The organism is Herbaspirillum sp. YR522, assembly GCF_000282575.1.
In the GTDB taxonomy this organism is placed as follows: Bacteria; Pseudomonadota; Gammaproteobacteria; order Burkholderiales; family Burkholderiaceae_D; genus Herbaspirillum.
In genome coordinates, this window is record NZ_AKJA01000019.1 from 12,515 (window position 1) to 32,798 (window position 20,284).

The following is a 20,284-nucleotide window of genomic DNA, read 5'->3' on the forward strand; positions in this document are numbered from 1 at the left end:
ATGGATGAGTGAAATACGATTCTCGCATCTACTACCACTAATGAAAACCGGTTAACCTGTTTTTCATGCACCCCGGCGCTGCGCAATGCCATGGGGATTGCAGCGCAGCAACGATTCCACCGAAAAGGAAACACCATGACTACCCTGCTTCACATCGACTCCAGCGCCCGCACCAGCGGTTCCATCTCGCGCCAGCTGAGCGCGGCCTTTGCCGAGCAATGGCAAGCCAGGAACCCCGGCGCGCAGGTGGTCCATCGCGACCTCGCCAGCGATGCCCTGCCGCACATCACCGAAGCGCTGCTGGGTGCCTACTTCGCGCCACCCGAAGGACGTACTGCCGAACAGGCGGCATTGATCAGGCAGTCCGACCAGTTGGTCGACGAGCTGCTGGCCGCCGACACCCTGGTCATCGGCGTGCCGATGTACAACTTCGCGCCACCGTCGACGCTGAAGGCCTGGATCGACCACGTGTTCCGTGCCGGACGTACCTTCCGCTACACCGAAACCGGCCCGGTCGGCCTGGCCACCGGCAAGAAGGCCATCGTGATCCTGTCGCGCGGCGGCATGTATTCGCAGGGCCCGATGGAGGCGCTGGACTTCCAGGGCAAGTACATCAAGAGCGCCCTGGCCTTCATCGGCATCACCGACGTCGAACTGGTGGTGGCCGAAGGGGTAGCCATGGGTGAGGAAGCGCTCAGCAATGCCCTGGCCGGCGCCCGGCAAAAGATCAGCACCGTCGTGTAAGGCCCTGCAAACCCCGGCCACGCAACGCCTGGCAAGACGCGGCGCCCCGATCTGCGGGGCGCCGCGCTTTTTCATGGCCGCACCGGCTCAATGACGGTCCAGGCCGCGATGCATGCGGCGCAGGCCCAGCCACACGCATGCGGCCACCAGCGGCACTACCAAGCCCGTGGCCAGGTCGGGGTTGATCGGCAGCCCGGCCGCCTTGGCGGCCTTGCCGGCGTAGCCCAGCAGGCCGATCACGTAATACGAGATCGCCGCCACCGACAAGCCTTCGACCGCCTGCTGCAGCTTGAGCTGCCGGGCGGCACGGCTGTTCATCGATTGCAGGATCTGGCGGTTCTGCTGTTCCTGGACGATGCCGATGCGGGTACGCAGCAAATCGTTGGTATGGGCAATGCGCTCGGCCAGCGCCTCCTGCCGGCGTGCGATCGCCTGGCAGGTGTGCAAGGCCGGCGCCAGCCGGCGTTCCATGAATTCGCCGATGGTCGGCACCCCTTCGATGCGCGCCTCGCGCAGTTCCTCGATGCGTGCCTGCACCAGGCTGAAGTAGGCCTGCGAGGCCGAAAAGCGATAACTGTTTTCCAGCGAGAGCTTTTCGATGCGCGCAGCCAGCCCGGTGATCTTGCGCAACACCCGCTCGTCCTCGGCGTGCTCTTCTGGCGTGTTGCCCTGCGACTGCTCGGCCTGCACCATGGCCGCGGTCAGCGCTGCGAGGTCGCCTTCGATCTGGTTCAGCAGCGGCGCCGCGTGCTGGGCCGGCGGCAATCCCAGCAAGGCCATCATGCGATAGGTCTCGATTTCGAGGATGCGCTGGGCCAGCCGCCCACCCTGCAGTTCGCGCAAGTCGATGTCGCGCACCACGAAGCGCGAGAAACCGTCCGACTGGATCTGGAAGTCGGTCCAGATCTCGCCGCCCTGCAAGACCTTGCTGGAACTGATCATCTTGCCTTCGAAGATGCGCTGCACCTGGCGCGCGGTGGCCAGCGGGTCATCGGCGCCCGGCTCCACCACCACATGCGCGGCCACCATCAGCTTGCCCTGCAGCGCCAGCAACCATTGCTGCGGCAGATGCGACAGCGGCGCGCGGGCGAACGCCTCGGCGGTGTCCAGCGGCTCGTCGTGGGCCTGGGCGAAGGTGTAGGTGGCAAATTCGGTATGGCACTCCCACTTCAGGCGAAAGCGCCCGAAATCGTGGAAGAAATGCTTGGCCTCGGCGCCCGGCGCGGCCACGCCGAAATGCGCGCAGAGCGCTTCGAGCAGCGCGTGCTCGGCCTTGGCGTGCTGGTTGCCGTTGCCATCCTGGCGACCGTATACGGCCAGATGCGTCAGGGTCTCGGAACGGTTCAGTTGCAGGAAAGGACGTGAATGCACCTCGGCCGCCAGGACGACGCGTTGCGGATGATTCAGGCTGGCAAACACAATGGACATCAAGTTTCCCCGTGATGTTGAAGGTTGGATGGATGCGCGAGCGCGGGCGCGCACGCGCGCCGCAGCATGGCTGTCGATGTCATGTCGATGCCATGCCAGCGGCCCGGCGGTGGGCGGCGCGGCAGTCAGGGAGCCGGATAGCTCACGTCGAGAATGGTCAGCTGTTCGATGCCCGATGGCGTCTGCAGCACCACTTCGTCCCCCTCGCGGGACTTGGTCAGCGCCCGCGCGACCGGCGAGACCCAGCTGATCTTGCCATGCAGCGGATCAAGTTCGTCGATACCGACGATGGTGACGGTATGTTGCTCGCCGCGCTGGTTCTCGTAGGTGATGGTGGCGCCGAAGAACACCTGGTCGCTGCCATGATGGATGGTCGGGTCGACCACCTCGGCCAGGTCCAGGCGCTTGGTCAGGAAGCGGATGCGGCGATCGATCTCGCGCAGCCGCTTCTTGCCGTACAGGTAGTCGCCGTTCTCGGAGCGGTCGCCATTGGACGCGGCCCAGGACACGATGCGCACCGTTTCCGGCCGATCGACGTCGATCAGTTGCAGCAGCTCATCCTTGATGCGGCGATGGCCGGCCGGCGTCATGTAGTTCTTGGCGCCGGCAGGAATGGACGGCAACGCGATCTCGTCATCGTCGTCGTCGCCATCGGATTCTTTTACAAAGGCCTTGTTCATCCAGGAGCTCGGGATTGGTTTTCGGATGCATGTCATTGTAGCCGCATGTGGCGGCCGTCGAACACACAGTTGACCGCACAAGACATGGCATGACTGTACTGCATCGGGCGCCACGGCATCGGGGCATGCGAGGCTCGCGGTTTGGGCGCGGCTCGGCGATAATCGAGGGTCGCCACCTGTCCCCCACCCAGACACCATGTCCTCACTCGCTCCACGCTATCGCATCGGCCTCATCGCCAACCGTGCCCACCAGGACGCCCCGGATTCGGCACTGGTCCAGTTGCTGACCGGCTCGCGTCATCGCATCCAAACCCTGCAGCCCGAACTGATCGTGGTCGGGCGCACGCTCGACGCTATCGGCCAGCTGCAACTGCTGCCCGGCTACCCGCACCTGGTGCGCTTTCCGTACGGTCGCCAGGGCGGGCTGATGAAGCTGGTCTCGCGCACCGTCGATCCCGACCCCGAGCGCACCCTCGATGCGGTGATCTACCTGATCGATCCGGTCGATCCCTCCTCGGCCTTCCCCGAGGCGGTGGCGCTCAAGCGACAGTGCGTGATCCACGGCAAGCCCTTCCTGTCGACCCTGGCGGGCGCCCAGGAATGGTTCGAACTCGAATCGCTGGCCACCGGCGCCGCGCCCGACCCGGCGCTTGATCACCGCTTCGACCTGGGGCAGGAAAGCATCGCCCTGATCGCCCACGATTCGATGAAGCAACGCATGCTGGCGCTGGCCGAGAAGCACTTTGCCCTGCTCGACCGCTTCGCGTTTCGCTGCGCCACCGGCACCACCGGCGGCCTGCTCAACGAACTGGCGCTCAAGATCAAGGGCGAGGCCGGACGCAACTGGGTCAGGCCGTTCCTGTCGGGACCGCTGGGCGGTGACGCCCAGATCGCCGAGCTGATCCTGGAACGCCAGTGCCGCCGCGTGCTGTTCCTGGAAGACCCGCATGTGGCGCGCCAGCACGAAGCCGATATCCAGTTGCTGGAACGGGCTGCGCGCACCGTGACCGACTACGCCTCGTGCATGAGCGACGTCCAATGGGGCGATCGCTGGCTGTCGCTGATCGCCGCGCGCGCCTGAACGCACGGTGAGCCCCCCCCTGCCCCCTGCCGATGCCTACCGCCGCGCGCGGCTGCGCCGACGCCTGCTGGCGCCGCTGATCTACTTCGTGGCGCTGCTGCTGATGCTCGAGCAATGGCTGTGGGAAGTCACCCAGGCCGTCTTGGCGCGCATTCCCGCCTGGGGCTGGCTGGTACGGCTGCAACAGGCCATACAGCGGCTGCCACCGTATGCGGCGCTGGTGGTGTTTGCCGCGCCGACGCTGCTGCTGTTACCGGTCAAGCTGCTGGCCCTGCTGTCGATCGGTCACGGCCACCCCGGGCTGGGACTGTTGATCATCGTCAGCGCCAAGATCCTGGGAACCGCGCTGGTGGCGCGGGTCTACGCCCTGACCCGTCGCAGCCTGCTGGGCCTGGCCTGGTTCAAGCGCTGGCACGACAAGCTGCTCGCGTTCAAGGACCGGATGATCGCGCAGTTGCACGCCTCCTCGGGCTGGCGCGCCGCGCAGCGACTGGCTGCAACCGTGCGGCGCTGGCGCGGCAGGCTGTTCGCCGCCGGCGCGCCCGATGGGACCCGCGCGCCCCGCTTGCTGCGGCGGCTGGCGGCGCGCATGAAAAAACAATGGCGTAAGTTCGGCTCGCACTGAGGCCGCGAGGCGCCCAGCAAAAAGGGCCGCGGTAGTACCGGCGGCCCTTTTGTCGAACGCAACAGATTCGACTCAATCGTCGTCATCGTCATCGAGCAAGCCCTCGGGCGGCGCCATCGACACGGCGACCGAATGGCCCAGGCTATTGGACGAGATGCTGTTGCCCCATTCAAAGGCGAATTTCTCGGCCTCGAAGAAATCATCGGCCGACAACTGCAGCTCTTCCAGCAGGCGTTGCATCTCGTCCTGGTTCTGTTCGACCTGCTCGGTACATTCGACCAGCTTGAGCACCGTGCCATAGAAGCCGGTACGGCGCAGCAGCGCTTCGCGGATCTCGGTACTGACGGTGATCTGGCGCAGCACGGTTTCCATGCTCATGCCGAACAATGCATCGACCAACGACATGATGCCGACGGTAAACGCCATCTCGGACATCTTGCGCCGGCCGGGCCGGATCCTGGCCGCGATCAGCTCGAGCATCTTGCCGCGGGTGGCGGCCAGGATCATCAATGGCGAGAGCGCATTGGAGCGTTCGCTATCGGTATTGGCGAACAACAGTATCTGCAGCCAGCGCTTGAGCTGGCGCCGACCCAGCACGATCAGCGCCTGTCCCAGCGAATCGATGAACTTCTGGAATCCGTAGACCGGGGTATTGACCAGGCGCAGCAGCGTCAGCGACAGGGCTACGTCGCGCTTGATGTAGCGCACGATCTCGCCGTTGTCGACATTGCGCACCAGGAGCGTGAGCAGATGCATGATCACCACCTTCGAGGCCTCCAGCTTCTTGCCCTGGAGGATCATCGGCTTGGCGAAGTAGTAACCCTGGAAATAATCGAAACCGAAGGTGATGCATTCGCGGAACTGCTCCAGCGTCTCGACCTTCTCGGCCAGCAATTCCTTCTGGGCGCGCTTGAAATGCACCGACAGCTTGAGCAACTTGCTGGGATCGACTTCCATTACGTCGATCTTGATGATCTTGATCATCGGCAGCAGTTGCTCGATCTCTTCCGATTCGGCCACCACGTCGTCCAGCGCAAACACATAGCCTGCCTTGACCAGTTCGCGCACCCGCGCCACCAGTTCAGGCGTGACCCGCACCGTCTCCAGGATCTCGAGCACCACTTTGTCGGCCGGCAGGAAATAGACGAAGTCGCTCAGCAACACCGCCGCATCGACATTGATGAAGCCCTGCAGGTTGCCGATCACATTGGCCAGGCCCAGCTCGGAGGCGTGCGCGATGACCGCGGCAGTGGCTGTGACGTCGTCCTTGACATTGGCCGGACCGAAGGCTGCGTTGCGAAACAGCAGTTCGTATCCGATCAGCTCTTGCTCACGATTGAGGATGGGTTGCCGGGCGAGGTAGAAATCCAGCGCATGCTGCCCGGAGGAAGATGGTTGAGGCTGGTCAGTCATGAGCGATTTTTTTAGGACCCCGGGGCATGGCGATAGTATTTATTCTCGGCAACGAACTATTGTATGCCGTATCGGCACCGTCATTCGCATTTACGAACGGCCGTGCTGTAAAAAAATCACACAAAGTCACCGCATTAACACGGCTAACCCGCGTCATGCCTCGCCTGCCTCCAGCACGAATTCGGCGCTATCGTCGGCGCCCAGCGTCTGCACCAACCAGGGCATGACCTCGCGCAGCATCGGCTCGAGCGTCCACGGCGGGTTGAGGATGAACATGCCGCTATTGTGCAGCCCGAAGCCATCCGGCGCGGGACCATGGATGGCCAGGGTGACATTGAGCCAGCTCTTGGCGCCCAGGCGCTTCAAGCGTTCGGCCAGCTGGCGCGATTCGTTGCGTTGCAGGACCGGATACCAGACCGCATAGACGCCGGTCGGGAAACGCACCAGCGCATCCTTGAGCACTTCGACCACGCGGCCATAGTCGCGCTTGTCCTCGTAGGGCGGATCGATCAGCACCAGGCCACGGCGCGAGGGCGGCGGCAACAGTGCCTTGAGCCCGGCGAAGCCGTCGGCGCGATAGACCAGCACCCGCTTGCCGCGCGCGGCGGGGCGCTGGCCCTGGGCCTGCGCATGGGCTTCGAGCTTGCGGAAGTTATCCTCGAGGATCTTGACTTCGGACGGGTGCAGCTCGAACAGGCGCAGCCGATCCTGCTCGCGCATGATCTTCTCGGCGCAATAGGGCGAGCCCGGGTAGTAACGCAATTTGCCGCTGGGATTGAGCGAACGCACCAGGTCGACGTACTGCTTGACGGCCTCCGGCATGTCACGCAGATTCCACAGCGGCGCGATGCCGGTCTCGTACTCGGCGTTCTTGCTGGCGTAGTCGCCATCGAGCGCATAGACGCCGGCACCGGCATGGGTGTCGATCACCATGTAGGCCGGGTCCTTCTGACCCAGGTACTGCATCAATTGAATCACCACCATGTGCTTCAGGACGTCGGCGTGATTGCCGGCATGGAAGGCGTGGCGGTAACTCAGCATGGAAATCTGCTCTTCAGGATAAAAGTGGGATGGCGGACAGCGAACTTGGCTGCCACACGTTAGCGCAAACACCGCAATAGCAAGTGGCTAACAGCAAAACGTTTGGCATTCTAACAAGGATACGAGGGCAATAGGGCCGGGCCTCCCGGATTTGTTACAAAGAAGCATCAGGCGCCGGCGCGGTCGAGACGAAAATAGGCGTCCAGCAGCGAGGTCTTGTAGACCACGCCAAGCAATCGTGGATCGTCGGCGCTGGCGATCACCGGCAGCCGCTCGCCCTGATGATCGAGGAACAACTGCAGCGCTTCGCCCAGCGACATCTCGGGGGTCACCTCGTGCAGGAAATGCGGCCGCAGGAAGTCGCGCGCGGTGCGCCCCGCCGTCTGCTTGTGATCGAGCAGCCACGAAGTGATGTCCTGCAACGCCACCACGCCCTGGTAGCGCTCGCCATCGTCGACCACATAGGCGTACTTGACCGGGTACTTCAGGAACACCGCACTGACCTCTTCGATGCTGGCATCGTCGCGCAGCACCGTCTCGGCCGGTCGGATCAACTCACTCATGTGTGTGCCGCGCAGGCGCAGGCGCTCTTCGGCGTCGCGATGGCGCTTGAGGGTGATGTCGTACATCGAGCGTCCATCCAGCCCGCGCGCCACCACATAGGCCACCACGCAAGAGAGCATCAGCGGCAGTACCACCTGGTAGCTCAACGTCATCTCGAAGATCATCAGGATCGCCATCAATGGCGCATTCGAGGCCGCCGCCAGGAACGCGCCCATGCCCACCATGGCATAGGCGAAGGGTTGCGACACATGCATCGGCAACCAGGCCTGGGCGGCGTCGCCGAACAGCAGGCCCACCGCCGCCCCCACGAACAGCACCGGGGTGAAGATACCGCCCACCGCGCCAGAGCCGACCGTGATGGCGGTGGCCAGCGCCTTGATCACCAGCACCATCAGCACCGTCTGCCACAGCCAGTCGGTGTGCAACAGCGAATTGACCAGGTCGTAGCCGTTGCCCCATACCTCGGGCACCTGCACCGAGATCAGCCCGACCAGCAGCCCGCCCACGCCCAGGCGCACCGGCAACGGCATGCGCCAGCGGGAAAACAGGGTCTTGCCCAGTTCGAGCAGGCGCAGGAACTGCGGCGCCAGCAGCCCCGCGATCACCCCCAGGATCACGAACAACGCCACTTCGAGGCCGGCGATCTCGGGAAAGAACGGCATTTCGTAGGCAGGCTTGTAGCCGGGCAGTTCGCGCATGGTGATGTTGGCCACCACCGACGCCACCACCACCGGTCCGAAGCTTTCCATGACCAGCGAGCCCAGCACGATCTCGGTGATGAAGAAGGCGCCGGCGATCGGGGCGTTGTAGGCCGAGGTGATGCCGGCGGCGGCGCCGCAGGCCACCAGCAGGCGCAGCCGCGAACTGGGAAAGTGCGAGAACTTGCCCACCAGCGAAGCGCACAGCGCAGCCAGTTGCACCATCGGCCCTTCGCGGCCGATCGACCCGCCCGAGGCGATCGTGGCCAGCGACGATGCGCTGCGCAGCAGGGTATGACGCACCGCAATGACGCCGTCGCCGATGGCCACCGCCTCCATGTAGTCGCCGCCGGGTCCGGCCGGCATGCGCCTGGCCCACAGCAGGAACAGCCCGGCCACCACGCCGCCGCCGGCCGGCAGCGCCACCCGCCAGTACCATGGCAGGCCGCGGGCGATCTCGACGAAGCTGCCGCTGTGTCCGGTCAGCAGTGCCTGCAACAGGCTGATGGCCTCGCGGAAAACGACCGTGGCCAAGGCACCGACGAAACCGGCCAGCGCCCCCCACAACAGCATCGAATGGTTTTCCGAGACGCGACAGGCATTGAGTACCCGCAGCCGATACCTGATCCACGAATCACGCATCGCCGGCATCCTCCGGAGGCGGATTCATCAGCGTACGCAAATGGGCCAGGTCGGCCGCGATGCTGTTCTCGGCCTTCTTCTGCATGCGCCGGTAGCGTGCCAGCACCGCCAGTCCGGATTCGGTGACCACGGCGCCACCGCCGCGGGCGCCGCCAGTGGCGGTACTGACCAAGGCGCTCGCGAAACAGCTGTTCATTTCCTCGACCAGCAACCAGGCGCGGCGATAAGACATGCCCATTTCACGCGCCGCGGCCGAGATCGATCCGCAGCGCTGGATGGCCTGCAGCAGATCGGCCTTGCCGGGGCCGAAGGCGATGGCGTCGCCCTGCATCAGGCGTACACGGATGGTCTTGGAAGAGGTAGTCACTGGGTCTGGTGCTATCGCGAATGGCAAATATGCGCGTGATTGTACAAGGGCCGCCGCATGCAGGCGAACAGCTACGGGCACATGGCCACGGTACAGCCAGCACCGGATTGACGCTCGTTATATCCTTGCGTATATTCCGATGCTTTCGTCGGCCACCGCCGCCCTCTTTCCCAGTCCACTACAGGATCATCCATGCGTCCGACAACCCGCCTGAAAACCTTCCTTGGCACCGCACTGCTGGTCTCGGCCAGCGCCGCCCATGCCACCGACCTGGTGGTCTCGGCCGCCGCCAGCCTGACCAATGCCTTCAAGGATCTGTCGCAGTCGTTCGAGCAGCAGAACCCGGGGGTGAAGGTAATCACCAATTTCGGCGCTTCCGACATCCTGATGCAGCAGATCGTGCGGGGCGCGCCGGCCGACGTATTTGCCTCGGCCGACCAGACCGCAATGGACAAGGCGGTGGCCGAAAAGGCGGTCGACGGGGCCACCCGCAAGAATTTCGCGGCCAACCAGATCGTGCTGATCGTGCCGTACGACAGCAAGCTGCAACCGGCCACGCTAGCCGATCTCACCCGCCCCGACTACCGCCGTGTCGCACTGGGCAATCCGGCCTCGGTACCGTTCGGCCGCTATACCAAGACCGCGCTGGAACAGGCAGGACTGTGGGCGCAGGTGTCGGCCAAGAGCGTCATGGCCGAAAACGTGCGCACCAGCCTCGACTATGTGGCGCGCGGTGAAGTCGACGCCGGCTTCGTGTTCGCCACCGACGCGGCCGTCATGCCCGACAAGGTCAAGGTCGCCGTGCGCATTCCCTCGGACGCACCTGCCACCTACCCTATCGCTCTGACGGCCGGCAGCCAGCACAAGGAATTGGCCGCCAGGTTCGTCAGCCATGTGCTGTCGCCGGCCGGCCAGGCGGTGCTGGCGCGCTACGGCTTCCTCAAACCCTGATCTCCGGCGATGCATCCGGTCTGGACGCCACTGCTGCTGTCGCTGAAGGTCGCCGGCCTGGCCACGCTGCTCAATGCGGTGCTGGGCGTGGCCGCTGCCTATGGCCTGTCGCGCTGGCGCTCGCCCTGGCGCGACCTGGTCGATTCGGTGTTGACGCTGCCGCTAGTCCTGCCGCCGACCGTGCTGGGCTATTACCTGCTGGTGGTGTTCGGCCGCCGCGGCGCCTTGGGCGCCTGGCTGGAAAGCTGGGGCATACAGCTGGTATTTACCTGGCAAGGTGCGGTGCTGGCGTCGACCATCGTCGCTTTTCCGCTGGTGCTCAAAGCGGCCCGGGCCGCCTTTGAGAACGTCGACCACCAATTGGAAAACGCCGCCCGGGTGCTCGGTGTGTCGCAGGCCGGCGTGTTCTTCCGGGTCAGCCTGCCGCTGGCCAAGCGTGGCATCGCCGCCGGCGTATTGCTGGCCTTAGCCCGCGCATTGGGCGAGTTCGGCGCCACGCTGATGGTGGCCGGCAACCTGCCCGGTCGCACCCAGACGCTGTCGGTGGCGATCTATGAAGCGGTACAGGCAGGTGATGACGCTGCCGCTACCACCCTGGTGGTGATCACCTCGATCACCTGCGTGGCGGTACTGATGCTGGCAGGCCGATTGGTGCCCGACCGTTCGCACCTGATCGTGCGCTGAATCTTGCCATGACCATCGAACTCCAGATCAGCAAGAGCCTGCACGCCGGCGATCGCAGCTTCGAGCTCGATATCGGCTTTGTCGCTGCCAGCCATCGTGTGGTGCTATACGGACCGTCCGGCTCGGGCAAGAGCCTGACCTTGAAGGCGGTGGCCGGACTGATGACCCCCGACGCCGGCCATATCCGGCTTAACGGGCGTACCCTGTTCGATAGCGGGCAAGGCATCGACCTGCCACCGCAGCGACGCAATGTGGGCTACCTGTTCCAGGACTACGCCCTGTTCCCACACCTGACGGTGGCCCAGAACATCGCCTTTGGACTGGCGCGCGGCTGTTTCAACCTGCGCCGACCGGGGACCCATCCGGCGGTGCAGAAATGGCTTGCCGCCTTCGAGCTGCAAGCCATCGCCGGCAGCTATCCGAACCAGATCTCGGGCGGCCAGCGGCAGCGGGTAGCGCTGGCCCGCGCGCTGGTGTCGACGCCCGACATCCTGCTGCTCGATGAACCCTTCTCGGCGCTGGACCCGGCGCTGCGCCAGCGCATGCGCCACGAACTGGCCGAACTGCAGCAGCGGCTGCAGGTACCGATGCTGCTGATCACGCACGATCCAAGCGACGTCGAGGCCCTGGGCGATACCGTCTTCGAGGTGGACCACGGACGCATCGCCCGCCCGGGGTAAGGCCCGTCGATACGGCAACGCCGTCGGCCGCCCCCGCGGTATGAAAATGAATATATACCTCGTCACCACACCTCGCTTGGCTAGCATGGCACCTACGACATTTCCCTCATGGAGTGACCAAGGAGCCGATCATGACGATCACCAGATTCCCCTTTCAGCCTGCGCCCGCCTCCCCCTCGCCGGGCACGATCAAAGCCGAGCCGGCCGGCAGCGGGCGGCGCCGGCGCGGCATCAGGCCGGGCAGTAACGCCGGCAAGGTGATTGCCTCGCTGGGCAAGGCGCCCCAACGGGCTGCGGCTTTGGCCAGGCCGGGCACTGCCAAGGCAGGCTCGGGCAAGCAGGCCTTGCCTGCGGCACGCAATCCGTTGCCCACCCCCTCGCTATCGCCAACGATCAAGCCCGCGCCCACCATCGCGGCGCCAATCCATTCGTTCTCCGTCCACACCTCGATCTCACGCAGTTCGAGCAAGCCATCTCCGAGCGGTGGAGCGCCCATCCTCAGCGTGTCGTCGCACCACTCCCAGAAGACCTTCCGTACCTCGTCAGCCAGCCAGGCAAGGCCGCCGACGATCAAGCTGCCCGACACTGCGACCGAGGCGATCCAGGCCACCAGCCAGCTCGGCGCTACCACGGTCGCCAATTTCGGCACCGAAATCGGCAAGGACATGACTTCCAAGGGTATCAACCAGGCCATCAAGTCGGGCACCCAGACGGTGTCCAAAGCCGCATCCAGGATCACCGCCAAGGGGGTGGAAAAGAGCGTCAAGACCGAGGCACGGCTCGATAGCGCGACCACCGGCCCCACTATCCAGGCAGGCCAATGGCCAGCATCGGCGGCAGAAAACCGGGCACCCGGCCAGCCTGTGGTCCAACCGGCGCGGCCACCGGGCCAGACGGAGCCGGCGCTGGATTTGCAGGCTGTCACCCGGCAGGCCGCACGCCAGTACCTCAAGTCCCAATTCGGACTCGACATCGATCCTGGCCAATACTACCTGGTGCGATTCAAGCCGTCGCAAGCTAGCGACGGTCTCGCCGCCGACCTGCGTCAGCACGGTGGCGACGATATCGAGCAACGGATCAGCCTGCTTGACCTGATGAACCAGGGCGTTGGCAAGCCGGCAAGCGAGGACATGGCGCCCGCCGGGGGCCGCTACGGCATCTACTCGCAGCAGCAGATCGAACGCGGCGGGCTGATCACAGCCGACCAGCAGGACCTTGCTGCCAAACCGGCCCGGTTCGCGCCCTTCATGCCGGTCTCGACGGCCGAGGTCTACGCCGGCATCCCCCATAGCGCACTAAACCCCAAACTTCTCATCGACCACATAAGCAGGGCACCCGGGCAAGGCGGATATAAAGTGCAGCAAGCGTTTTCCGACTATCTCTCCAGGCACCAAGAGAAGATCGTGGCCGACCTGGGCCAATCGCGCAAGCTAGCCGGGGTCGTGGCGGCATTCGCCGCCGAGAAGGCCGGTGACATTACCCAGCAAGAAAAGGCGGGTTTCTTGCGCGCACTGGAAAACGGTAGCGGGACGGCGCGAGACGGCGAGGAACTCGATGTCTCGCCGCTTAAATTCGGCAAGTATTTCTCCAGCAATGCCTTACGCGTGGATTGGGGCGACCGGGCGCTCTATTACCTGCCCGGTGAAGAACGTCCGCTGAGGGCGTTCGCCAGCGAACAGAGCGCCTGGGACGAGTGGTTCGGCCCGATGCTGGCCGGGCCGCAGACAGGCGAGGCATTCCTGGCACGCCAATTCCCCGTGACCGGCCTCGGATACAGGGAATTCAAGCAACAGTTCAAGGACGACTATGCGTTCGAACAAGACCCGTTGGCGCCACAGATCGAGGGCCAGGAGCCCATGCGCTATCTGGTCGAGTTGCGCCTGGAAGATATGCAGAGCGAGATAAGCTCAAGCTATGACCGCGGCCTGCGCGGTTGGGATTGACATCGGCAACGGGGGCGCGGGCGCGGCGACCATCGGCAGGCACGGCGGGCCGATGGTCGCGCGAAATCAGGCGACCTTCTTCTGTATCGTCGGCGCCTCGAAGAACTGTTCATCCTCGGTCGAGCCATGCAAGGCAGTGGTCGACGATTGACCTTGCTGGATCGCCTGGGTCACCGCATCGAAATAGCCGGTACCGACTTCGCGCTGGTGCTTGACCGCGGTAAAGCCCTTGTCGGCGGCGGCGAATTCGGATTCCTGCAGTTCGACGAAGGCCGACATCTGGCGCCGCGCATAACCATGCGCCAGGTTGAACATCGAATAATTCAGCGCATGGAAACCGGCCAGCGTGATGAACTGGAACTTGTAGCCCATCTCGCCCAGTTCGCGCTGGAACCTGGCGATGGTGGTGTCGTCCAGGTTCTTCTTCCAGTTGAACGATGGCGAGCAGTTATAGGCCAGCAGCTTGCCCGGAAACCTGGCGTGGATGGCTTCGGCGAAGGTCTTGGCAAAGGCCAGGTCGGGCTTGCCGGTCTCGCACCAGACCATGTCGGCGTACTCGGCATAGGCCAGCCCGCGCGAGACGGCCTGGTCGATCCCCGGGCAGGTCTTGTAGAAGCCCTCGACGGTGCGCTCGCCGGTGACGAAGGCGCGATCGTTGTCGTCCACGTCGGACGTGAGCAGATCGGCCGCTTCGGCGTCGGTGCGGGCAATGACCAGCGTGCGGGTACCCATGACATCGGCGGCCAGGCGCGCGGCGTTGAGCTTCTCGACTGCCTCGCGGGTCGGCACCAGCACCTTGCCCCCCATGTGACCGCACTTCTTGACCGACGCCAGTTGATCCTCGAAGTGGACGCCGGCGGCGCCCGCCTCGATCATCGATTTCATCAGCTCGAAGGCATTGAGCACACCACCGAAACCGGCCTCGGCGTCGGCCACGATGGGCGCGAAGAAGTCGATATCATCCTTGCCCTCGGACCACTGGATCTGGTCGGCCCGGGCCAACGTGTTATTGATCCGCTTGACCACCATCGGCACCGAATTGGCCGGGTACAGGGATTGGTCGGGATACATCTCGCCGGCCAGGTTGGCGTCGCCGGCGACCTGCCAACCCGACAGGTAGATCGCCTTCAGGCCGGCCTTGACCTGCTGCATGGCCTGGTTGCCGGTGAGCGCACCCAGCGCATTGACGAATGGTTCGTTGTTGACCAGGGCCCACAACTTGTCGGCGCCGCGCTTGGCCAGGGAATGCTCGACCTGCAGCGAGCCACGCAGGCGAACCACATCGGCGGCGGTGTAGTTGCGCTTGATGCCCTTCCAGCGCGGGTTTTCCGCCCAATCCTTTTCCAGGGCCTGGATCTGCTGTTGACGTGTGCTCATGGTGATCTCCTTGTTGGTCATGTTGAGTGGTTCGAAAAACGGTTGGAAACGGGTGATGCCATGACTTCATGGTAGGCCGCCGTGTGCGCAGCAACAATGTCTTGTATAAGATATAGGTAAAATTTTTTACTTAATTAAATCAAATACTTAAAATCTGTTTTTTGCGATACGAAACAAAATTTCTGGCCGTGAAATATCCGTTTGGTGCTCTGCACGCGCACTTTTCACCATGCGAAATGAAAAATTCTCATCGTGAAATGCCGGCACGGTTGCGCTGCCGCGCTAGGCTCTTGCATAATAAAAGTAACAAGGGAGACATGATGGCCTCAAGAGAAGAAACACTGGCGGCGTGGCGCCAGCAGGAACAACAAGTACGGGCGCGCCTGGCCCCGGCCGGGGTGTCGAGCCTGGACCAGCTCAAGGCCGGCAGCGGCATGGAGTTCCTGCAGCGCATCTGGGATGGCCTGCTGCCATCGGTGCCGATCGGCGAGACCCTGGACTTCATTCCAGTCGAGGGTGAACCGGGCCGCATCGTATTCCAGGGCACGCCCGACAGGCGCCACTACAACCCGCTGGGCAGCGTCCATGGCGGCTATTTCTGCACCCTGCTCGATTCGGCCGTGGGCTGCGCGGTGCACTCGATGCTGCCCCAGGGCATGGGCTACACCACGCTCGAATTGAAGGTCAACCTGGTGCGTGCGCTGACCGACAAAAGCGGCCCGGTGCGCGCCGAGGGACGTGTGATCCAGGTCGGCAAGCAGGTCGGCATCGCCGAGGGACGCATCGTCGACGTCGATGGCCGGCTGTATGCCCACGCCACCACCACCTGCCTGGTATTCGCGTTGCCCTGAACGGCGGCCGACCGGCGATCCCGCTTTTCGTTCACAGGATTTGTTTGCATGCGCGCCCCGCATGTCGGTTGTCTAATAAGGCAAGAAGGCACAAAATGAGCGCCTGACTCTTTGCCGGTCATCACGACCTCGACGCCATTCATGCATTACGCCCTGGACATCCGTACCTTCCTCTTCAGTCATTATTTCTATACTGGGGTGCGGATCGCCATCGGCGTGGTCGGCCTGACCATGCTGGTCTATAACGTGGCCGACATGCAGACCACCATGACCGTGTTCCTGGGGGCCCTGTGCACCAGCCTGATGGACCTGCCCAGCCCGCTGCGGCACAAGTTCAACGAGATGCTGGCCGGAGTGTTGCTGTGTACCCTGGTGATGCTGGTCATCAGCCTGTGCGCCCCGGTGCCCTGGCTGGTCAGCGCGATGATGGTGCTGGTCAGTTTCTTTGCCAGCATGATGGTGGTGTACGGCAAGAAGACCATGCCGCTGCAGTTCGCCGCACTGATGGTGATGACGCTGTCGATGGAAAACCAGGTGCCGTTCGCGGCTGCCTTCCTGCACAGCGGGCTGTTCCTGTGCGGCGGCCTGGGCTACCTGGCCTATTCGATGGCGGTGTCGTGGTTCCTGCGGCGGCGCATCAAGCAGCAGGTACTGGCCGAAGCCCTGTTCGAGCTGGCCCGCTACCTGCGCATCAAGGCCGATTTCTATGACGTGCGCTGCGACCTGGCAGCCCAGTTCAACCAGCTGGTCCGCCAGCAGATCGTGGTGGCCGACAAGCAGCAGGCTTCACGCGACCTGATCCTGCGCGACCTGCATACCAAGCAGGACGGCCTGCTGGTGCAGGTCCACCTGTCGATGCTGGAACTGTACGAGCAGGTACTGTCGACCCACGCCGACTACGCCTACCTGCGCAATCATTTCGGCGACGGCGACGTGATGATCTTCCTGCGCGACCTGGCCAACAAGACCGCCGAGGACATCGAATCGATCGCCTACGCCATCACCCGCAAGAAGGCCTCCACCCCCACCGTCAACTACAAGGCCGAGCTGCGCGCGATCCAATACGAGACGCAGCAGATGGCCCACTCCGGGACGGTGCCCGACGAGGCGCTGACCATCCTGCGCGTGACCTACAACAAGATCGGCGACATCATCGAGCTGATCGGCCAGTTGCACCAGGCCACCCAGAACCCGGTCGATCCGCTGCCGATATTGCCGGGTGCGGACATGACGCCTTTCCTGACCCAGCAGAAGTTCAAGTTCAACATGCTGCTGGTGAACCTGCGCTGGCAGTCGCCCATCTTCCGCTTTGCCATCCGGGTGGCGCTGGCGGTGACCACCGGCCTGTGGATTGCCAACCACCTGCCCTACATGGCACATGGCTACTGGATCGTGCTGACCATCGTCATCATTCTCAAACCCAATTTCAGCGCCACCAAGCAGCGCATGGCGGACCGCCTGATCGGCACCGTCATCGGCTGCCTGATCACGGCCCTGATACTGCGCTTCGTGCATAACCCGATGGGCCTCATGGCGGTGCTGTTCGCCGCCAGCGTGGCCGCGCCCGCCTTCACCTACGTCAAGTACCGCTACACCGCCATCGCCGCCTCGGTGCAGATCCTGATGCTGCTCAACCTGCTGTTGCCGGCCGATCACCAGGGCGTCATCAGCGAGCGCCTGATCGACACCGTCATCGGCGTGGTCATTGCCACCATCTTCAGCTACGTGCTGCCGGCCTGGGAATATCGCGACCTGCCCAAGCTGCTGCACAACGTGCTCAAGTCGAGCCAGCGCTATCTCAATGCCAGTCGCGACATGCTGGAAGGACGGGTCAAGGATGACTTCTTCTACCGGGTATGCCGCAAGGGCTTCATGGACAACCTGTCGGCACTGGTGTCGGCGCTGGTGCGGATGATGGACGAACCGGTCACCAAGCAGCGCGCGGTGCGCGAGCTGAACCGCTTCATCGTGCAGAACTACCTGGTGGCAGCGCACATCGCGGCGCTGCGGCTGATGATGCGGCGGCACCTGGAAAACATTCCCGAAGGTCCGGTCATCGGCTTGATCGAAAGCACCTACCGCGAAGCCAGCCAGCACCTGGACGAGGCCCAGCGGATCCTGGCGGCGCGCCCGAAAAAACGCGCCGGCGGCAGCGCGGCGGCGCCCGCGCCGGCAGCACTGGAGGATACCGCCACCGAGATGGTCGGCCCGCAGCCGCCGCAGCCGGTGCCACCGGAAGCCAGCGCCTGGTCCGGCTGGGGCAACCTGCAGCGGCGCACCAGCCTGCTCAACCAGGACCTGCGCGAGATCGTCGCCCAGACTGCCACCATCGACAAGATACTGCGCCAGAACTAGCACCCGGCATCGCCGCGCCCGCGCATGGGGCGCGCCTGTCTCCTGCCGCCGCCCTGGCGCTAAACCGACAGCATGCGATGCAGGCGTTTCTGGTCGAACATGCGGGAGTCGGCCACCCGCAGCAGGGTCTCGACGTCGAGCCCGTCTTGCGGATACAAGGCCACGCCCACCGAGGCGTCGACCAGGTATTGATGGCCGTCGCGGCCATCGATGGGACGATTGACGCCATGCCGCAGCTTGTCGGCGATACTACGCGCCGAGGCGATGTCGGACAGGCCGTGCAGGTAGATGACGAATTCGTCGCCGCCGAAGCGCGCCACCGCGTCGTCATGGCGCAAGCCCTTCTTGAGCCGGGCCGCGATCGTCACCAGCACGCGGTCGCCTTCGTCGTGCCCATGCTCATCGTTGACGGCCTTGAAGCGGTCGAGGTCGATGAACAGCAAGGCGAACTGCAATGGCGTGGCCTCGGTGGCATTGCGCCGCCGAAAATCGATCTGGGCGATCAGCGAATCCCGGTTCAGCACGCCGGTGAGACGGTCGGTGCGCAGGTTGTGCTCCATTTCCTGGAAGCTTTGCGCCAACTGCCCGATTTCGTCATTGCGATCGATATTGAGGGCCGGGAACGGCCCGCCATCGCCGATGCTCCTGGCCGCCAGCGTCAGCTTGCGGATATCGCGCAAGACCCAGCGCAGCAACATGAACCCGATTACGAAGGTCAGGCATACCGCCACCAGCCCCAGCAGCAAGGTCTGGTAGACGCCGCCGGTGACCGACCCCAGGAAGTCCGAACGGGGCGCGGCACTGATGGATAACCAGTCCAGTCCGGCGGCATCGTGATGCAGGCGGAACGCCACCTCGACCTTGCGGCCGTCGCATTGCGCGCCCAGCAACACCAGTTGCCCCGGCTGTACCTGGTTTGAAGCCAGGTACAGGCGTACCTGCTCGAAGGCTTCCTGTACCAGCGGCGAACGACTCTGCGAGGCCAGCAGGCGCACGAACTCGCCCGAATCGCCCTTGACCTCGTGCAGCGGTTCGCTGATCGACGAGGCCACCATCTCGCCCTTGAGCTCGGCCACGAAGGCCACCCCGTTGGGACCCAACGGCAGGTTCTGCAGGAACACGGTGAGATGGCGCAGGCCGATGCTGCTGTTGGCCACGCCCAGGAAAGTGCCGTCGACATCGTAGACCGGCTTGGACAGGTTGATGCCCAGGTACTTGAGCCGGAAGTCGGTATAGACCGACGACCAGGTTTCGCGCCCGCGCTCGACCGCCTGCAGGTACCACGGGCGCTGGCGCGGCTCGTAGTCCTGCTCGGCCACCAGTTTCATCTCGGTGCCCGGTCCGCGCAGGTGGTAGACGTAGTTCTTGCCGCCCGGCTCGCGCACGCTGTACATGAATACGCTCGGGCTTTCCTGCTTGATGCCCAGGAAACTGCCATCGACGCCGCCGAAATAGACGTAGCTGGGATCGTCGAACAGTGCATTGGCCAGCCACAGGCGTTCTTCCAGCCGCTGGCGATCCTTGGCAAAGGGCAATACGGCCGGCGGCAATGCGGCATCCTTGGACGGCACCGGCGGCGGCGCTACCACGTTGAGGCTCTCGCGGGCCGACAGCGTCTGGCGCTCGATGGCCTGGTTGACGCGCCCCATGATCTCCATGAGCGCATTGCGGGCCAGGACCTCGGTGGCGTCGTCGCCGGCGCGATAGAGGAACCATCCTATGGTCAACGCCAGGCATACCATCAGGAACACGAACGGCAAGATGAATAGCCGCTGCAGGGACGATCGTTTCAGAATCGCCCCCTGTTTCCCATGCTGCTAACGAATTTCCCCATGTGCCCCCAGCCGACGTGCATTGATAAGGCAGCGCGGCGCGGCATGAAGCACTTGCGCCGATCATCTGCTTGGCCAACCAGACATTTTATGCGAAACCTCCGCAATCCTGCCTATCGGAAAGACCCACAGATGTTCGGACTGCTTGGCTACTGCGTAGTAGATATCACACTCGTCGCATTATCGGACAAGATTTTTCATCCAGCGGGACAATCTGCTGCATCTTGGTCACAGATTGTCCGAAAGGAATTGCCAAAAACATAACAGGCGAAAAAAAACGGCGGCCACACCGTCCGGGTGTGGCCGCCGCTTGCGGCTCCGGAAAAAA

At 63.9% G+C, this 20,284-nt stretch carries 17 protein-coding genes; 9 read left to right on the top strand and 8 right to left on the bottom strand.

Annotated features, from left to right (window positions below; translation table 11 throughout):
- The first annotated feature begins 135 nt into the window (after positions 1-135).
- The gene (locus tag PMI40_RS04025; RefSeq protein ID WP_008112391.1) at positions 136-744 is read left to right on the top strand and encodes an FMN-dependent NADH-azoreductase; all 609 of its coding nucleotides are present in this window, start codon (positions 136-138) and stop codon (positions 742-744) included.
- Between the two features lie 87 nt (positions 745-831).
- Here PMI40_RS04025 and PMI40_RS04030 read toward each other — a convergent pair whose 3' ends face one another.
- Together PMI40_RS04030 and greB are read right to left on the bottom strand one after the other, a co-directional pair.
- Positions 832-2,172 carry a DUF3422 family protein gene (locus tag PMI40_RS04030; RefSeq protein ID WP_008112394.1) on the bottom strand — a complete coding sequence of 447 codons (1,341 nt, stop codon included), beginning with the start codon at positions 2,170-2,172 and terminating at the stop codon, positions 832-834.
- Between the two features lie 125 nt (positions 2,173-2,297).
- Positions 2,298-2,852 carry a transcription elongation factor GreB gene (greB, locus tag PMI40_RS04035; RefSeq protein WP_008112397.1) on the bottom strand — a complete coding sequence of 185 codons (555 nt, stop codon included), beginning with the start codon at positions 2,850-2,852 and terminating at the stop codon, positions 2,298-2,300.
- Between the two features lie 196 nt (positions 2,853-3,048).
- Here greB and PMI40_RS04040 point away from each other — a divergent pair, with 196 nt between their 5' ends.
- Both PMI40_RS04040 and PMI40_RS04045 read left to right on the top strand, forming a co-directional pair.
- A complete protein-coding gene (locus PMI40_RS04040; RefSeq protein ID WP_008112399.1) occupies positions 3,049-3,933 on the top strand; it encodes a methylglyoxal synthase in 885 nt (294 codons plus the stop codon).
- A gap of 7 nt (positions 3,934-3,940) precedes the next feature.
- Entirely contained in the window at positions 3,941-4,558 is a 618-nt protein-coding gene (locus tag PMI40_RS04045; RefSeq protein ID WP_008112401.1) for a hypothetical protein, read from the top strand.
- Positions 4,559-4,630: 72 nt separating this feature from the next.
- On the opposite strand, the gene PMI40_RS04050 is transcribed toward PMI40_RS04045, so the two are convergent.
- The 4 genes from PMI40_RS04050 to PMI40_RS04065 all read right to left on the bottom strand — a co-directional run bounded on the left by PMI40_RS04050 (position 4,631) and on the right by PMI40_RS04065 (position 9,247).
- Entirely contained in the window at positions 4,631-5,971 is a 1,341-nt protein-coding gene (locus tag PMI40_RS04050) for an EAL and HDOD domain-containing protein (RefSeq protein WP_008112403.1), read from the bottom strand.
- Between the two features lie 153 nt (positions 5,972-6,124).
- Positions 6,125-7,012, bottom strand: coding sequence for a 23S rRNA (adenine(2030)-N(6))-methyltransferase RlmJ (locus PMI40_RS04055; protein ID WP_008112404.1), 888 nt, complete (start codon positions 7,010-7,012; stop codon positions 6,125-6,127).
- A gap of 167 nt (positions 7,013-7,179) precedes the next feature.
- A complete protein-coding gene (locus PMI40_RS04060) occupies positions 7,180-8,916 on the bottom strand; it encodes a ClcB-like voltage-gated chloride channel protein (RefSeq protein WP_008112405.1) in 1,737 nt (578 codons plus the stop codon).
- Positions 8,909-9,247 (bottom strand): winged helix-turn-helix domain-containing protein, encoded by a 339-nt coding sequence (locus PMI40_RS04065; protein ID WP_008112406.1) that lies wholly within the window; start codon positions 9,245-9,247, stop codon positions 8,909-8,911. Before PMI40_RS04065 ends, PMI40_RS04060 begins: the two co-directional genes overlap by 8 nt.
- A 228-nt stretch (positions 9,248-9,475) precedes the next feature.
- Between PMI40_RS04065 and modA the strand changes: the two genes are divergently transcribed.
- From modA to PMI40_RS04090, 4 genes are all read left to right on the top strand, one after another.
- Complete coding sequence (modA, locus tag PMI40_RS04070; RefSeq protein WP_008112407.1) at positions 9,476-10,234, top strand: molybdate ABC transporter substrate-binding protein; 759 nt, start codon at positions 9,476-9,478, stop codon at positions 10,232-10,234.
- Between the two features lie 9 nt (positions 10,235-10,243).
- Positions 10,244-10,918, top strand: coding sequence for a molybdate ABC transporter permease subunit (modB, locus tag PMI40_RS04075; protein ID WP_008112408.1), 675 nt, complete (start codon positions 10,244-10,246; stop codon positions 10,916-10,918).
- Positions 10,919-10,926: 8 nt separating this feature from the next.
- Positions 10,927-11,598, top strand: coding sequence for an ATP-binding cassette domain-containing protein (locus PMI40_RS04080; RefSeq protein ID WP_008112409.1), 672 nt, complete (start codon positions 10,927-10,929; stop codon positions 11,596-11,598).
- Between the two features lie 113 nt (positions 11,599-11,711).
- A complete protein-coding gene (locus tag PMI40_RS04090; protein WP_157221439.1) occupies positions 11,712-13,541 on the top strand; it encodes a dermonecrotic toxin domain-containing protein in 1,830 nt (609 codons plus the stop codon).
- A gap of 66 nt (positions 13,542-13,607) precedes the next feature.
- On the opposite strand, the gene aceA is transcribed toward PMI40_RS04090, so the two are convergent.
- The gene (aceA, locus tag PMI40_RS04095) at positions 13,608-14,918 is read right to left on the bottom strand and encodes an isocitrate lyase (protein WP_008112411.1); all 1,311 of its coding nucleotides are present in this window, start codon (positions 14,916-14,918) and stop codon (positions 13,608-13,610) included.
- Positions 14,919-15,238: 320 nt separating this feature from the next.
- On the opposite strand from aceA, the gene PMI40_RS04100 reads away from it, so the two are divergent.
- Both PMI40_RS04100 and PMI40_RS04105 read left to right on the top strand, forming a co-directional pair.
- Complete coding sequence (locus tag PMI40_RS04100) at positions 15,239-15,769, top strand: PaaI family thioesterase (RefSeq protein WP_008112412.1); 531 nt, start codon at positions 15,239-15,241, stop codon at positions 15,767-15,769.
- A gap of 141 nt (positions 15,770-15,910) precedes the next feature.
- Entirely contained in the window at positions 15,911-18,124 is a 2,214-nt protein-coding gene (locus tag PMI40_RS04105) for an FUSC family membrane protein (RefSeq protein WP_008112413.1), read from the top strand.
- Between the two features lie 59 nt (positions 18,125-18,183).
- Here the strand turns inward: PMI40_RS04105 and PMI40_RS04110 are convergent, their stop codons facing one another.
- Complete coding sequence (locus tag PMI40_RS04110; protein WP_008112414.1) at positions 18,184-19,866, bottom strand: sensor domain-containing diguanylate cyclase; 1,683 nt, start codon at positions 19,864-19,866, stop codon at positions 18,184-18,186.
- Between the last annotated feature and the right edge of the window lie 418 nt (positions 19,867-20,284).

Coding starts and splice junctions, on each gene's coding strand:
- PMI40_RS04080 (WP_008112409.1), top strand. CDS start 10,927: ATGACCATCGAACTCCAGATCAGCAAGAGCCTGCACGCCGGCGATCGC.
- greB (WP_008112397.1), bottom strand. CDS start 2,852: ATGAACAAGGCCTTTGTAAAAGAATCCGATGGCGACGACGACGATGAC.
- PMI40_RS04040 (WP_008112399.1), top strand. CDS start 3,049: ATGTCCTCACTCGCTCCACGCTATCGCATCGGCCTCATCGCCAACCGT.
- PMI40_RS04060 (WP_008112405.1), bottom strand. CDS start 8,916: ATGCGTGATTCGTGGATCAGGTATCGGCTGCGGGTACTCAATGCCTGT.
- PMI40_RS04105 (WP_008112413.1), top strand. CDS start 15,911: ATGCATTACGCCCTGGACATCCGTACCTTCCTCTTCAGTCATTATTTC.
- PMI40_RS04055 (WP_008112404.1), bottom strand. CDS start 7,012: ATGCTGAGTTACCGCCACGCCTTCCATGCCGGCAATCACGCCGACGTC.
- PMI40_RS04025 (WP_008112391.1), top strand. CDS start 136: ATGACTACCCTGCTTCACATCGACTCCAGCGCCCGCACCAGCGGTTCC.
- modB (WP_008112408.1), top strand. CDS start 10,244: ATGCATCCGGTCTGGACGCCACTGCTGCTGTCGCTGAAGGTCGCCGGC.
- PMI40_RS04110 (WP_008112414.1), bottom strand. CDS start 19,866: ATGGTATGCCTGGCGTTGACCATAGGATGGTTCCTCTATCGCGCCGGC.
- PMI40_RS04050 (WP_008112403.1), bottom strand. CDS start 5,971: ATGACTGACCAGCCTCAACCATCTTCCTCCGGGCAGCATGCGCTGGAT.
- modA (WP_008112407.1), top strand. CDS start 9,476: ATGCGTCCGACAACCCGCCTGAAAACCTTCCTTGGCACCGCACTGCTG.
- PMI40_RS04100 (WP_008112412.1), top strand. CDS start 15,239: ATGGCCTCAAGAGAAGAAACACTGGCGGCGTGGCGCCAGCAGGAACAA.
- aceA (WP_008112411.1), bottom strand. CDS start 14,918: ATGAGCACACGTCAACAGCAGATCCAGGCCCTGGAAAAGGATTGGGCG.
- PMI40_RS04030 (WP_008112394.1), bottom strand. CDS start 2,172: ATGTCCATTGTGTTTGCCAGCCTGAATCATCCGCAACGCGTCGTCCTG.
- PMI40_RS04065 (WP_008112406.1), bottom strand. CDS start 9,247: ATGCAGGGCGACGCCATCGCCTTCGGCCCCGGCAAGGCCGATCTGCTG.